The sequence below is a fragment of the Pseudoduganella sp. S-14 genome, assembly GCF_049913285.1.
Lineage (GTDB): Bacteria > Pseudomonadota > Gammaproteobacteria > Burkholderiales > Burkholderiaceae_D > Rugamonas.
This window is the reverse complement of sequence record NZ_CP183991.1, coordinates 2227709-2241591: the sequence shown is the minus strand read 5'-3', so window position 1 is coordinate 2241591 and position 13883 is coordinate 2227709. Positions and strand designations below refer to the sequence as shown.

Annotated in this window: 16 protein-coding genes; 3 read left to right on the top strand and 13 right to left on the bottom strand. The window is 63.9% G+C overall.

The annotated features are described in order from the left end of the window. Positions 1-60: 60 nt before the first annotated feature. Positions 61-1314 (bottom strand): NADP-dependent isocitrate dehydrogenase, encoded by a 1254-nt coding sequence (gene icd / locus ACN9MZ_RS10250; RefSeq protein ID WP_426342040.1) that lies wholly within the window; start codon positions 1312-1314, stop codon positions 61-63. Positions 1315-1416: 102 nt separating this feature from the next. Between icd and ACN9MZ_RS10245 the strand changes: the two genes are divergently transcribed. Together ACN9MZ_RS10245 and ACN9MZ_RS10240 are read left to right on the top strand one after the other, a co-directional pair. Then, positions 1417-1983 (top strand): pseudouridine synthase, encoded by a 567-nt coding sequence (locus ACN9MZ_RS10245; protein WP_426342039.1) that lies wholly within the window; start codon positions 1417-1419, stop codon positions 1981-1983. 76 nt (positions 1984-2059) lie between these two features. After that, positions 2060-2344 carry a hypothetical protein gene (locus ACN9MZ_RS10240; RefSeq protein WP_426342038.1) on the top strand — a complete coding sequence of 95 codons (285 nt, stop codon included), beginning with the start codon at positions 2060-2062 and terminating at the stop codon, positions 2342-2344. Between the two features lie 87 nt (positions 2345-2431). Here ACN9MZ_RS10240 and rpsT read toward each other — a convergent pair whose 3' ends face one another. Next, positions 2432-2698 carry a 30S ribosomal protein S20 gene (gene rpsT / locus ACN9MZ_RS10235; protein WP_055937377.1) on the bottom strand — a complete coding sequence of 89 codons (267 nt, stop codon included), beginning with the start codon at positions 2696-2698 and terminating at the stop codon, positions 2432-2434. Positions 2699-2893: 195 nt separating this feature from the next. On the opposite strand from rpsT, the gene murJ reads away from it, so the two are divergent. Beyond that, positions 2894-4444 carry a murein biosynthesis integral membrane protein MurJ gene (murJ, locus tag ACN9MZ_RS10230; RefSeq protein ID WP_426342037.1) on the top strand — a complete coding sequence of 517 codons (1551 nt, stop codon included), beginning with the start codon at positions 2894-2896 and terminating at the stop codon, positions 4442-4444. A gap of 12 nt (positions 4445-4456) precedes the next feature. Here the strand turns inward: murJ and ACN9MZ_RS10225 are convergent, their stop codons facing one another. The 11 genes from ACN9MZ_RS10225 to gspG are packed head-to-tail and all read right to left on the bottom strand — an operon-like array spanning position 4457 to position 13794. Further along, entirely contained in the window at positions 4457-5272 is an 816-nt protein-coding gene (locus ACN9MZ_RS10225) for a type II secretion system protein (RefSeq protein WP_426342036.1), read from the bottom strand. Beyond that, positions 5238-5612 (bottom strand): type II secretion system protein, encoded by a 375-nt coding sequence (locus ACN9MZ_RS10220; protein WP_426342035.1) that lies wholly within the window; start codon positions 5610-5612, stop codon positions 5238-5240. The genes ACN9MZ_RS10225 and ACN9MZ_RS10220 overlap by 35 nt, the downstream gene beginning before the upstream one ends. Continuing rightward, the gene (locus tag ACN9MZ_RS10215) at positions 5606-6076 is read right to left on the bottom strand and encodes a prepilin-type N-terminal cleavage/methylation domain-containing protein (RefSeq protein ID WP_426342034.1); all 471 of its coding nucleotides are present in this window, start codon (positions 6074-6076) and stop codon (positions 5606-5608) included. The genes ACN9MZ_RS10220 and ACN9MZ_RS10215 overlap by 7 nt, the downstream gene beginning before the upstream one ends. Before the next feature lie 2 nt (positions 6077-6078). Further along, positions 6079-8088: a secretin N-terminal domain-containing protein gene (locus ACN9MZ_RS10210; RefSeq protein ID WP_426342033.1), complete on the bottom strand. Its 2010-nt coding sequence runs from the start codon at positions 8086-8088 to the stop codon at positions 6079-6081. Further along, entirely contained in the window at positions 8085-8636 is a 552-nt protein-coding gene (locus tag ACN9MZ_RS10205; RefSeq protein WP_426342032.1) for a hypothetical protein, read from the bottom strand. The genes ACN9MZ_RS10210 and ACN9MZ_RS10205 overlap by 4 nt, the downstream gene beginning before the upstream one ends. Next, a complete protein-coding gene (locus ACN9MZ_RS10200) occupies positions 8633-9163 on the bottom strand; it encodes a hypothetical protein (protein ID WP_426170589.1) in 531 nt (176 codons plus the stop codon). Before ACN9MZ_RS10200 ends, ACN9MZ_RS10205 begins: the two co-directional genes overlap by 4 nt. Then, the gene (locus ACN9MZ_RS10195) at positions 9160-9705 is read right to left on the bottom strand and encodes a hypothetical protein (protein ID WP_426342031.1); all 546 of its coding nucleotides are present in this window, start codon (positions 9703-9705) and stop codon (positions 9160-9162) included. Before ACN9MZ_RS10195 ends, ACN9MZ_RS10200 begins: the two co-directional genes overlap by 4 nt. Further along, positions 9702-10481, bottom strand: coding sequence for a hypothetical protein (locus tag ACN9MZ_RS10190; protein WP_426342030.1), 780 nt, complete (start codon positions 10479-10481; stop codon positions 9702-9704). Before ACN9MZ_RS10190 ends, ACN9MZ_RS10195 begins: the two co-directional genes overlap by 4 nt. Further along, a complete protein-coding gene (locus ACN9MZ_RS10185; protein WP_426342029.1) occupies positions 10474-12159 on the bottom strand; it encodes a GspE/PulE family protein in 1686 nt (561 codons plus the stop codon). Before ACN9MZ_RS10185 ends, ACN9MZ_RS10190 begins: the two co-directional genes overlap by 8 nt. After that, positions 12156-13340, bottom strand: a complete 1185-nt coding sequence (locus ACN9MZ_RS10180; RefSeq protein WP_426342028.1) for a type II secretion system F family protein — start codon at positions 13338-13340, stop codon at positions 12156-12158. The genes ACN9MZ_RS10185 and ACN9MZ_RS10180 overlap by 4 nt, the downstream gene beginning before the upstream one ends. 19 nt (positions 13341-13359) lie before the next feature. Then, the gene (gene gspG, locus ACN9MZ_RS10175; protein ID WP_426322341.1) at positions 13360-13794 is read right to left on the bottom strand and encodes a type II secretion system major pseudopilin GspG; all 435 of its coding nucleotides are present in this window, start codon (positions 13792-13794) and stop codon (positions 13360-13362) included. Between the last annotated feature and the right edge of the window lie 89 nt (positions 13795-13883).

Sequence of the window (13883 nt, the reverse complement as noted above, 5' to 3'; positions counted from 1 at the left end):
GCGGAATGAAAAACCCCGCCTCCTTGCGGATGGCGGGGTTTGCGTGGAAACGAGCTTGGCTTACATCTGTTCGATCATGACGTCACCGAAGCCGGAGCACGACACCTGGGTCGCGCCTTCCATCAGGCGGGCGAAGTCGTAGGTAACTTTCTTGGAAGTGATCGCTTTCTCCATGGAGGAGATGATCAGGTCCGCAGCCTCGGTCCAGCCCATGTGACGCAGCATCATTTCAGCCGACAGGATCAGAGAGCCAGGGTTCACATAGTCCTTGCCCGCATACTTAGGCGCGGTGCCGTGGGTCGCTTCGAACATGGCCACGGAGTCGGACAGGTTGGCGCCCGGCGCAATGCCGATACCGCCTACTTGTGCCGCCAGTGCGTCGGAAATGTAGTCGCCGTTCAGGTTCAGGGTGGCGATCACGGAGTACTCCGCCGGACGCAGCAGGATCTGCTGCAGGAACGCGTCGGCGATCGAATCCTTGACGGTGATCTCGCGGCCGGTCTTCGGATTCTTGAACTTGCACCATGGGCCACCGTCGATCAGCTCGGCACCGAATTCCTTTTGCGCCAGTTCGTAGGCCCAGTCACGGAAGCCACCTTCGGTGTACTTCATGATGTTGCCCTTGTGGACGATGGTCACGGAAGGCTTGTCGTTGTCGATCGCGTACTGGATCGCCTTGCGCACCAGGCGCTCGGTGCCTTCGCGCGAAACCGGCTTGACGCCGATGCCGGACGTGCCAGGGAAGCGGATCTTCTTCACGCCCATTTCCTTGGTCAGGAACTCGATCAGCTTCTTGGCGCCTTCCGAGCCTTCCTGCCACTCGATGCCGGCGTAGATGTCTTCCGAATTTTCGCGGAAGATCACCATATCGGTCTTCTCAGGCTCGCGCACCGGCGAAGGCACTCCCTTGAAGTAGCGCACCGGGCGCAGGCAGACGTACAGGTCCAGTTCCTGGCGCAGGGCCACGTTCAGGGAACGGATGCCGCCGCCAACCGGGGTGGTCAGCGGGCCCTTGATCGACACCACATAATCCTTCAGTACCTTCAGGGTTTCTTCCGGCAGCCACACGTCCGGGCCGTAGACCTTGGTCGATTTCTCGCCGGCGAAGATCTCCATCCAGCTGATCTTGCGCTTGCCGCCGTAGGACTTGGCAACAGCCGCATCCACCACCTTGATCATCACCGGGGTGATGTCCACGCCGGTGCCGTCGCCTTCCAGGTAAGGAATGATCGGGGTGTCAGGCACGTTCAGGGAAAAGTCGGCGTTAACGGTGATTTTCTGGCCGTCGGCAGGTACTTTGATATGTTGGTACATCGTGTTCTCCGAAGAAGGGTTTTGGCAGTCTTCTATAAGACATAAGACACTAGCGTTCCACATTATGCACCAGTATTTTACTGGGCGCTATACTAGCTACCTATGCCTCTGATACTTTTTAATAAACCTTTCCAGGTATTGTGCCAGTTTTCCCCCTCCGGAGATAAGGAAACGCTGGCCGACTACATCAAGATCCCGAACGTCTATCCCGCTGGTCGCCTCGACTACGACAGCGAAGGCCTGATGCTGATGACCGACGACGGCAAGCTGCAGCACAAGATCGCCCACCCCGACCGCAAGGAGGCCAAGACTTACCTGGTACAGGTGGAGGGCGTGCCGGATGCCGGCGCCATGACGCGCCTGCAGGCGCCGCTGGACCTGGGCGACTTCACTACCCTGCCCTGCAAGGCGCTACGCATTGCTGAACCTGGCTGGCTGTGGCCACGCAATCCGCCCATCCGCCAGCGCGCCGGGCAGCCGACTTCCTGGCTCGCCATCACACTGCAGGAAGGCAAGAACCGCCAGGTGCGCCGCATGACCGCTGCCATCGGCCACCCCACCCTGCGCCTGGTGCGCTCGGCCATCGGCGACATTTCGCTGGCCAGCCACCCGCTGATGCCGGGTGAATGGATGGAGGTTGCACCGGACGATTTGCGCCCGGAAAAATAAGTCAACCTGGCAAGTTGCGGCAGCGTTGATGAATCAGGTTCACCTGAACCTGCATCCACCATAAAAGGAGTTCGTCATGTCTAAGACTACTGTCGTGCTGCTTGCCTCCCTGCTGTCCTGCTCCGCCTTTGCTGCCGACCACCATATGAAAGCTTCGGCATCGGCTTCCGCTGCAGCATCCGCCGCCTCCATGGCGTCGGCCGCGCCAATGGCTTCCGCTTCCATGGCCGCCTCGGCTGCCGCAGCGGACGCGGCCTCTGCCAAGAAGTCTGCCAAGAAAGCCAAGAAAGCCGCCTCTGCTGCAGCTTCCGCCGCTGCATCGGCAGCCTCCGCCGCTTCCATGGCTGCTTCGATGAAGTAAGCACAAAGCGAAAAACCCGCTATGGCGCAAGCCATGCGGGTTATTCCGGTACACCTGTTTGGCGGCTAGTGCCGCCAGCACACGAACTTAGGCGGACAGTGCCTTCAGGGCAGCTGCCAGACGGCTCTTATGACGAGCAGCCTTGTTCTTGTGGATGATTTTCTTGTCAGCGATCGAGTCGATGGTCGACACGGAAGCCTGGAAGATGGTGGTAGCAGCAGCTTTGTCGCCAGCCTGGATTGCCTTGCGAACAGCCTTGATAGCGGTACGCAGGGTCGAACGCTGAGCGGAGTTGTGAGCGTTTTGCTTGACTGCTTGACGAGCGCGTTTGCGCGCTTGCGCGGTATTTGCCATTTGAGAATCCTAATTCGTTGTCAAAGTTCGTTTGCAAACAATAGCGTTTGCCAAACCGGTGCGGTGTTTTCAGAGCCGGCTGAACGTCGCTGCCTGCCTTACTGAATTCTGTACAGCCTTAAATTATAACGGGGTTTTGCTGCCAGGGCAATTCAAAATGTCGGGGCGTTGCCGCTTTCGCTATAATCAGCGCCCATGAACTTGCTCAAGACCCTCGCCGCTATTTCAAGCATGACAATGTTGTCCCGCATTACGGGACTGCTTCGTGAAGTCCTGTTCTTCCGCGCTTTCGGCGCGGGCGGCATGACCGACGCCTTCTACATTGCCTTCCGCATTCCCAACCTGCTGCGCCGCCTATTTGCCGAAGGCGCGTTTTCGCAGGCATTTGTGCCCATGTTGGCAGAATACAAAAACAAGCAGGGCGAAGAAGCGACCCGCTCACTGGTTGACCATGTGGCGACCGTGCTGGTCTGGGCCACGCTGCTCACCAGCGCAGTCGGTATTATAGGCGCCCCGCTGTTCATCTACCTGATTGGTTCCGGCCTGAGCAAAGATCCGGCATCGTTCGACGCCGCCGTCTGGATGACGCGGCTGATGTTCCCTTATATTGCCTGCATGTCCTTCGTCGCGCTGTCCAGCGGCGTGCTGAATACCTGGCGCCAGTTCAAGATCCCGGCCTTCACTCCGGTGCTGCTGAACATTTCCTTCATCAGCGCCGCACTGTTCCTGGCGCCACACCTGAAGCAGCCGGTCTACGCGATGGCGATTGCCGTCATGGTCGGCGGCATCCTGCAGGTTGCGCTCCAGGTGCCTTCGCTGGTGAAGATCGGCATGCTGCCACGCCTGTCGTGGAATCCGCGCGCCGGCCTGGCCGATCCGGGCGTGCGCCGCATGCTGAAGAACATGGTGCCGGCCCTGTTTGCCGTCTCGGTGGCGCAAATCAGCCTGATGATCAACACCACCTATGCGTCCTGGATGCAGGAAGGCAGCGTGTCCTGGCTGACCGCGGCCGACCGCCTGATGGAATTCCCCAACGCCCTGCTCGGCGTGGCGCTCGGCACCATCCTGCTGCCAAGCCTGTCCAAGGCCAGCCAGGAGCAGGACCATGCGGAATATTCGGCCCTGCTGGACTGGGGCCTGCGCCTGACCTTCCTGCTGGCCATGCCGGCGGCGGTGGGCATCGCCGTGCTGGCCCTGCCCCTGATGGCGACCCTGTTCCACAACGGCAAATTCACCGACTTCGCTGCCGTGATGTCGGCCCAGCCCTTGCTGGCCTATGCGGTCGGCCTGCTCGGCATCATCCTGGTCAAGTCGCTGACGCCGGCCTTCTATGCACGCCAGGACGTGCGCACGCCGGTACGCATCGGTATCATCACCCTGGTCGCGACGCAGGTGATGAACCTGGCCTTCGTCTGGCAGTTCAAGGTGGCGGGCCTGGCGCTGTCGATCAGCGTGGCGGCACTGCTGAACGCTGCCCTGCTGTACCGCGGCCTGCGCGCGAAGGGCATCTACGCGCCGCAACCGGGGTGGCCGAAGTTCCTGGCCCGCCTGCTGCTGGCCGTCGTCCTGATGGGCCTTGCCGGCTGGTTCGGTGCGCAGCAGTTTGACTGGCTGGCCATGCGCCAGCATGCATTCCTGCGCGCCGGTGCGCTGTTCCTGGTGATCGGCGCTTGCGTGGTGGTGTACTTCGGCACCTTGTTCACGCTCGGTTTCCGCCTGCGCGACTTCAAGCGCCGCGCCAAATAAGGCGGCGCAGCCTCAGCGCCGCGACGGCGGTGCTGGCGGCTCCTCGCGCGGCTGGTCGCCGGACTGTCCTGGCGGCGGCTCTTGCGGGGCTTCCTGTGGTTCCTGTGCCGGTTCTTGCGGCGGTTCCTGCGGTTCCTGTGGCGGCTCCGGCGGCTCGGCCGGCCTTGGGGGCTCTTGCGGCGTGCCGGTCTTGCTGCCGGGCGGCGTGCCATTCAAGCCCCCCGGCTGTGTACCGTCCATGCCGGTCAGCGGACTGCCTGGCTGCATGCCCGATCCCGGCTTGGCCGGCTGGCCCGGTTGCAGGACAGGCTGCTGTCCGTCCCCACCCTTGGCTCCCGCGACCTGCACGCCTTCGCCGCTGAATTTCCAGTCCGCCAGGCTGGTCTTGCCTTCAAATGCGACGAAGCGCGGGGGAAAATTACCGATCTTGATCGGCGTGGCCTTGGACAGGCTGTAGATGGCCAGGATGCCGCCGTTTTCTGTAGCCTTCACCAATCCCCATTCGGCCTTGCCTGTCATCGGGTCGACATATACGCGGCGCAAGTGGCGGCGCAACTGCGGGAAGCGCGGATCTTTCAGGAGTTCGGCAAAAGACTTCGGATAGTTGGGCTGCCCCTGTGGCGTGGCGGCGGCGTAGCTGGCCAGCGCATTGCTGTACTCCATACCGATATCAAGCAGGGCCTGTTCGGCGGCCGCACGCTGCATGGTCGTGCCAAGCCGCAGCGACATGGCGCCAACCAGGCCGATAATCGCCACCAGGATCACTACGCTGACGTAGGTGAACCCGTGCTGCCTACCATTCCGAATAAGGCTTGCCGCTGCGGTCATTGCCGGGCGCTCCGCTCTTGATGTCTGCCACGCCGCCTTTGCCGACGTCGTCCGGCGGCACGATGGTCCAGCTGTCGCTTTTTTCCGTGATCGGGTCGATCGGCACCGCGCGCAGGTATTTTTTTTCCACCAGCTGTTCCAGGCTGTCCGGGAAGCGGCCGGTATCGCCGTAGTATTGGTCGATGATGGCGCGCGTGCTGCGCAGGTTGTCGGCCAGGATGGTTTCCTTGGTCTTGTCCACGCTCGGGAAGTAGCGCGGCACGGCGAGCGTCAGCAGCAGGGCGATGATGCCCAGCACCACCAGCAGTTCAATCAGCGTGAAGCCCCTCTTGTTCACCATTTCTTGTAAGGCACGCCGTTCAGGCCTACCTGCTCCGAAGTCGAATACACGTCAAAAACATCCTCGCCTTCGCGCGGATCGTCGGCATCGCTGGCGTAGCTGCGCTTGCCCCAGCTCTGGCCATTGCTGGCGTTCGAGTCCGAGTTGAAAGGGTCGCGCGGAATGCGCCGCAGGAAGAAGATCTTGGCGCGCTTCGGGCTGCGCACGTCGACCACGCCTTCCACCAGCACCTCCAGCGTGCGCGGGTAACCGTTGCCGGTGATGGACTTGGCAATGCGGCCTTCATCGTAGGCGGTTTTGTAATCGTCCAGCGCCTTGCGGATCACGTGCAGCGCGCTGCGCAGCTCCTGCTCGTTGCGGCGCTGGACCACGGTCTGGCCGACCGGGATCGCCAGCGCGGCGAGCAGGCCAAGGATGGCCAGCGTCACCAGCAGTTCGATCAGGGTGAATCCGCGCGCGCGCATGCTTACTCTTTACGCTCCGTGCTTGCAGGCGGCTGCACCGTATTGGCCGGCGCGGGCGCCGGCGGCGGCAGCGGCCTGGTCACGCTTGACGCCGGACCGGGCTGGGTGTTCGACAAAGGCAGTTTCTGCGGCGCGGACAGGTCGGCCGGAGCGGCTGGCGCTACGCCAGGCGTCGGCACGGCGGTCGGTGCCGCCTCCTGTGCCGGAGCGGCTCCGGCCGGGCGTGCCCCCGGCAACACCACGGCCTGGCGTGGCGCAACGTCAGGCTTGCGGCGGAAGTTCGCTTCGGTACCGGCCGAGAATTCCGCGGCCGAGGTCTCCGGACGCTGCAGGTTGCGCACCAGATGCGGCGTAATCGACAGCACGATCTCGGTCTTCTGCTTGTCGTCCGTCTGGGAACCAAACAGGCGGCCCAGGATAGGCAGGTCGCCCAGTCCCGGCACGCGGTTGCCGGTGCTGCGCTCTTCGCTGTTGATGAGGCCAGCCAGCACCTGGTTCTCGCCATCCTTCAGTTGCAGGAAAGTGGAGGCCTGGCGCGTGCCGATCTGGTAGGCGGTGGTGCCGGTAGCAGTCGTCACCCGGTCGATCAGGTTCGACACCTCCAGCGCAATGCGGATGCCCACTTCGTTGTTCAGGTAGATGATCGGCTCCGCATTGAGCGTCAGCCCGACATCGACATAGCTCACCGACTCCGAAGCGAAGCCGCCCGTGCCCGGCGAAATGGTGGTGGTAATCACCGGCACCTTTTCCCCGATCACGACCTTGGCTTTTTCCTTGTTGCGCACGCGGATGCGCGGGCTGGCCAGCAGGTTGGTGTCGCCGTCGGTCTTCTTGATATTGACGGTCGTGCCGAGCGCGGACACGCCGATGGTATCGCGGTTGATGGAATCGAGGTCGCGCAATTTCAGCTTGTCTCCGGTGCCACCGCTGTTCAGCACCGACAGTCCCACCGCGTTCGGCCAATCCACGCCCAGCTTCAGCAGGCGGCTGCGCTTGACCTCCAGGATCTCGACGTCCAGCATCACTTCAGGTTCTGCCTGGTCTTGCGTGGCGATGATTTTCTCGGCTAGCTTCACTGCGTCGGCGCTGTCGCGCAGAATCACCAGGTTGAGCTTCTCGTCGGCCACCACATCGCGCGACTTGAGGATGGTTTTGAGCGTATTGGCAACGGTCTTCGCTTCCGCGTTCGACAAATAGAAGGTACGCACCACCGTTTCCTGGTATTCCTTCAGCTTGGCCGCCGTATTCGGGTAAATCAGGATGGTGTTGGCATCCATCACCTGCTGTTCCAGCTGGTTGGTCATCAGCAGGAAGTAGATCGCCGATTCCACCGTGCTGTTCTTCAGCATGATGGTGGTGCGCGCGTCGCTCTTCACGTCCTTGTCGAAGATGAAGTTCAGGCCCGAGCGGCGCGAAATGATGTCGAACACCTGCTTCAGCGGCGCTTCGCGGAACTCGATCGTGATGGGCGTCCTGAAAGCCTTGGACAGGCCCGATTCGGCCGGCGGCAGCGGCATCTGTTCATTGATCTCGCGCATCAGGGCGCGGCCGCCAGCGTGGTCCGGCTGTTCTGCCAGCACGGTGCCGACGCGGTTCTTGGCTGCTTCGTATTCCTTCTGCTCCAGGAATGCGCGGGCTTGCGCCAGCAGCTTGTCGTGGCGATCCGCCATTTCCAGCGCTCGCAAGCCACCGCGTGCGCGCTCATTCTGCGGGTTGAGCGCCAGCACCCGCTGGTAGTCCTGCGCCGCCAGGGCGTACTTGCCTTCGGCGGCCAGTTGCTCGGCCTGGGCCAGCAGCCGGACCGTGGTGCGGTCGCGCGCATTGATATAGGCGGACCGGTAGATGGGGTTGCCCGGATCGCGCTCCACTGCTTCCTGGTATTTCAGCAGGCCTGCTTCCACCTGGTCTTTTTCCACAAGGCTGCGGCCATCGCGGTAGGCCATTTCGGCCGCGCAGCCGGACAGCGCCAACACCAGCACGGACAGCGACAGCGTTCTCAGACTTGGCTTCACTCAATCACTCCAATATTTAACTGCTGCACCTGGTTCATGGGCAGGTAGGTCATCGTCAGGGTTGGCGGTGCAATCGCGTCCACACGGTACGTCGCGTCGATCTGCATGCCTTTTTTCACGACAAAGGTTTGCTCGCCGCGGGCAAGGTAGACCTCCCACTGGCCGTCGGCGGCCGCCTTGCCCAGGAACTGGAACGGCAGCGGCGGCGCGGTTGGCGGCGGTGGCGGCGGCGGCTTCAGTTCCGCTGCCGTTGGCGGCGGCGGTGGCGGGTTCCAGTTTTGTCCGCCGAACACCCCGTCCTTGCTCTTGAAGGAACCTTCGCCAACGTCGCCAATCAATTCTTCGCGCGGCACCAGGCGCAAGATCGACGCTTCGCCGGTCGCCGCATTGCCCCCTTTGGCCGCTGGCGGCACGCCGGCTGCCGGGGCGCGCGCAGGCTTGCGTTCCACCGCTTCCGCCACCGTGTCGCTGGGAGCCTTGTCGCCGAACAGCACGAGCGCGGCAGCTCCCGCCAGCGCCACGCCCATCAGCATATGGCGAGGCTTCATGGCTTCTCCTTCAGGTACAGCGTAAAGCGCATCCGCGCCTCGACCACCGGCTCGCTGATGGTTTCGCGGCGGAAGGCGATATCGTCCAGTGCCGCGAACGGGATCGCCGACAGCGCCTGCATGCTGAACTGCCAGATATTCTGGTAGGCGCCTTTCAGCGGCAGCGTCACCTGGTAGGCGGACACGCCACTGGCCTTGTCCACGCTGAATTTGTAATCGCCCTGCTCCAGCGCCAGCCCGGTCTTGGCAGCGATGTCGAACAGTTGCTTGACCTGCTGCTCTGCCAGGCGCTTTTCGCCCAGCGTGGCATAGAAATGGGCCAGGTTCTCGTTGGCAGTTGGCGGCGGCGCCGCTTGCACCAGCACCGGCGGCGCCGGCGGCAAAGGCTCGGCTGCCTGCTGGCGTGCCTTGAGCGACCATGCCAGCGCGCAAGCGCCTGCCAGCAGCAGCGCCAGCGCAACGCAGCCGGCAACGCCAAGGCGCATCGCCACCAGGCGCAGGCGCAGCAACAGGGCGGCAAGGTTCATCGCGCCCTCCATTGCACTTCCACCTGGAACCGCAGCGGGCGGTTCGGGTCCTGGTCGTTGATTTCATGACGCAAGAGCGCCGCGCCGGCGAAGAATTCCTGCTGCTTCAATTGCTCGATGTAGCCAACCATGTCGTCGCTGTTCTTGGCCTCGGCCGTGATTTTCAGCGTTTGCTTGCGCGGGTCGGGGTCCAGCGCCAGCAAGGCCACGGCCGGCGTATTGGCGGCGGCAACGGCATCCTGCAGGTCGCGCCATGGCAGATTCAATTGCAGGATGGCGGCGTTGACGGCCACGGCCTGCCCCTCGGGAATCACGGTTTCCGGCTTGCGCTCAGGCGCGCGCACGGCGGCGGCTTGCTTGCGCTGCCGGGCGTGCAGGCTTTCTTCGCGCAGCGCCTGCTGTTTCGCGGCCTGTACCCCGAAGGCGGCGCCGGCCAGAAGCAATGCGGCGCCCAGCGCGCCCGCAGCCAGGACGGCCGGGTGCACCCGATACAGCGTGCCGCGCCAGCTCGCAGCGGCGAAATCGATCTGCATCGGCCTCATGCTGCAACTCCCAGTGCGGCGGTGGCGATATGCTTGTCGCTGCCGGCCGGCTTTGCCAGCGCCGGCGGAATTTCACCGCTCAACTGGATCAGCGCCGGCGGCTGCAGGCCAAGCAGCAGCGCCTCGCGCTGCGCCGCTTGCGTCAGCCAGTAATGATCGGCGCCATGCGGAATCGCGACGTGGCGCACAGCGCGCAACTTGCCGTCTTCGCAGGCCGCCAAGGCCAGCACATTGTCTTGTGCCACGCCGAACCAGGCGTCGTTCTTCAAGGCGCCGGCATGGCGGTTCCAGGCTGCCACGAAATGCGGAACGATGGCGGTGACGGCCAGGCCATGCTGCGCCGCGGCGTTTTCAATGGCGGCCTTCAGCAAGCGCGGAACCGCAGCGGCCATGAAGGGGGCGGCAGCGTTCCAGTCCGCGCTGACGTGCCAGGCGGCCGGGGTTTCACCGTACAGCGTGTAAAACCGCAGCGCAGCGGCGCCTTCCAGGTCGGCCAGGCGGGTGGCCTGCACCGGCGGGGTTACCTGCCACAGCCGCACCAGGTCATCGGACAGGACAAAGCTGGCGCACATGCCGGCAGCGTCCTGCCCAGCCAGCAGCGCGGCCAGCGCGCCAGGCAAGGCTTCTGCCACGCCGACCGGCCCTGCAGTTCCGGCGGCCAGGCCTTGCCCGGCCAGCAGTTCCGGCGCGGCCGGGCTCCAGCGCCGCACGCGCAGCAGGCGCAATGCTTGCGGCGTGACGTCGATGCGCAGCGATTGCGTGAAATTCTTAAGCATGCAAGGTCACCCGCTTGATTTCTGCCAGGGTCGTATCGCCGCGCCGCACCACTTCCAGCGCCGCGTGGCGCAGGCTGCGCGTGCCGTTGGCATAAGCGGCCGCCTTGATCTGGCGGATCGGCCGTTTTTCCACGATCAGTTCGCGGATTTCATCGTTCAGGGTCAGGATCTCGGCGATCGAGCGGCGTCCCTTGTAACCGGTGCCGCGGCAATCGCCGCAGCCCTTGCCTTCCTTGAAGTTGTATTCGTAGACGTCGGCGCGCGACAGGCCCACGCTGGCCAGTTCCTCGTCGGACGGCGTCACTTCGACCGCGCAATGCGGGCAGTTGATGCGCACCAGGCGCTGCGCCCAGATGCCGTTCAACGCCGACACGAACGCGTAGGGATCGATGCCCATGTGGGTAAAGCGCCCAAACACGTCGAACACGTTGTTGGCGTGGACCGTGGTCAGCACCAGGTGGCCGGTCAGCGCAGATTGCACGGCGATTTCCGCCGTTTCGCGGTCGCGGATTTCTCCCACCATGATCTTGTCCGGATCGTGGCGCAGGATCGAGCGCAGGCCCTTGGCAAAAGTCAGGCCCTTCTTTTCGTTGACCGGGATCTGCAGGATGCCCGGCAGCTGGTATTCCACCGGGTCTTCGATGGTGATGATCTTTTCGCGGCCATTGTGGATCTCGGTCAGCGCCGCATACAGCGTGGTGGTCTTGCCGGAACCGGTCGGCCCGGTCACCAGCAGCATGCCGTATGCCTCCTGCGCCAGCGCACGCAAGGTCGACAGGGACGACTCGTCGAAGCCCAGCGCTTCCAGCGTCAGCGAGCCATAGGATTCGATCATGGCGCGCTTGTCCAGGATACGGATCACCGCGTCTTCACCATGGATGGAAGGCATGATCGATACCCGCAAGTCGATCTCGCGTCCCATCGATTCGACGCGGAAGCTGCCGTCCTGCGGCACGCGCCGCTCCGCGATGTCCAGTTCGGCCAGCACCTTCAGGCGCGAAATGATCTGCTCCGCCACGTCGATGCCGTTGACGGCCGTGGCATGGTCCAGCACTCCGTCCACGCGGTATTTGACCGCCAGACCGCCTGCGGTCGACTCCAGGTGGATGTCGGAAGCGCCCGCCTTCAGCGCGTCGTACAGGGTCGAATTCACCAGCCTCACGGCCGGGCTGGCGCCCTCCGACACCGAGGCAAAGGACAGCACCGCAGCCGTCTTGCCGTCGCGCCGCGTGCCCTCCCCGCCCGGCACCAGGGTGTCGACGGCGCGCGCCGACTCTTCCTGCTTGGACAGGTAGGCCTGGATATCGGCCTGCAGCGCCAGCCGCAATTGCAGCGGCGCCGCCGCCGAGCAGCGCGCCTGCGTCGCCAGCCAGGTCTGCAAATCGAGGTCGAAAGGATCGGCAATCACGCCCACCGCCGCCCCTTCGTGGGAACGCAGCAGCACGCAGTGGCGCGCCATCGCCTGCGACAGCGGCAGCAGGTCGAAGGCCGGCGCGAAAGCCAGCATGTCCGCCGTTTCCAGCACGGCCAGGCCGAAAGGCTGGGCCAGCGCCCGCACCGCCATGCGCGGTTCAATGCCGGACAAGTCTTCCAGCTCCTCCACCAGGCTGCGTTTCGACAACGCGCTTTGCGCGCGCGCCTTCGACAGCACGGTTGCGTCAAGCACCGGCAAGGTCATGCCATTTCTCCGGCCAGGTCAAAAATCGGCATATACAGCAGTACCACGATAGCCCCCACCACCAGGCCGATGCCGGCCATCAGCAGCGGTTCAAAAGTACGGGTGAAGCGGTCGATCCAGCGCCCGATTTCGCCGTCGTAGAAGGCCGCCGACTGCGTCAGCATCGCCCCCATTTCGCCGGTGCGCTCGCCCACGCGCAGCATGCGCAGGGAAATCGGCGTGGTCAGGCCGTTGGCTTCGAAGGCCGACGACAGCGGCAAGCCCGCCTCGATCATGGCGCGCGCGCCCTGCAAGCCTTCTTTCACATTGGCCGACACCATGGCCTGCACGGTGTCCACCGCGTTCACGATGGTGATGCCGCCTTCGCTCAGCATGCCCAGCGTCAGGTACAGGCGCGACAGCTCATAAATCTTCACCCGTTCGCCCACGCCCGGCAGGCGGGCCAGCAGGCGCGCCATGCCGCCGCTGCGCACCAGGTGGCGCACGCCAAATACCGCCCCGCCGAGCGCGGCGGCAATGCCGGCCACCAGCGGCAGGGTATGCGCGGCCGCAAACTGGCCCCAGCTCAGCATCACTTGCGACATCCACGGCAGGTTGCGCCCCGCGCCCTGGTATACCTCGGCAAAGCGCGGCACCACATAGGCAATCAGGAACAGCGACACGCCGCCGCCCACCAGCAGCAGGATGCAGGGATAAATGGCCGCGCTCACCAGCTTGGCGCGCACCAGGTCCACCCGCTGCTGGTAATCGATAAAACGTTCGAGGGAGCGCGGCAGGTCGCTGGTGCCTTCGGCCGCCTTGACGATGCCCACATACAGCGGCGGAAACAATTGCGGCTGGTCCGCCAGCACCGTGGAAAAACGCTGGCCCTCGCGCAGTCCGGCCAGCAGGCGTTCCAGCACGCCACGCGTGGCCGGCGCCGATTCCTTTTCCAGCAAGGCTTCCAGCGCCTCCACCACGCCCAGGCCGGCGTTCAGCAGCGCCAGCAATTCCTGGCTGAACAGCACCAGCGAAAGCGCCTTGGCCTTGCCCGCCCGCAGGCCGGTGCTGCGCGGCGTGATGGCGCTGACAAACAGGCCGCGCGCCTCCACCTGGCGCCGCGCATCGGCCTCGTCGCGGCCGTCAACCACCAACTGGCCGATGGCCATGTCAGGCGACAGGGTGCGAACGTCGAACTGCATAATTCAGTCAGCGCTATTTTTACTGGGCGCCGATGTCGGCGTTCTCGCCTTCGCCGCCCGGCTGGCCATCCTTGCCGAGGGAGATGATCTCGTATTCAGCCTTGGCGCCCGGCGCCTTGTACTGGTAAGGACGGCCCCATGGATCGGCCGGCACGACCTTCTTCAGGTATGGACCGTTCCATTTGGCGCCCGCCGTGGCCGGCGCCGTCAGCAGCGCAGCCAGCCCTTCTTCCGTGCTCGGATAGCGGCCGACATCCAGGCGGTAGGTGTCGAGCGCCTTGTCGAAGGCTTCGATCTGCGCCTTGGCGACCGTGACTTCGGATTTACCCAGCTGGGAGAAATACTTTGGGCCAACATAGGCGGCCAGCAGGCCGATGATGACGATCACCACCAATAACTCAAGCAGGGTGAAGCCGGTGGCGCGGCGCTGACCTTGAAACTTTGCTACTTGCATCCGGACGACTCCTATGATGACCGCTGAAGAAACTCGCAAGCCTACCATGCGGTTTAAGTATTCAACAACATTTTGCGCAACAGTGTGTG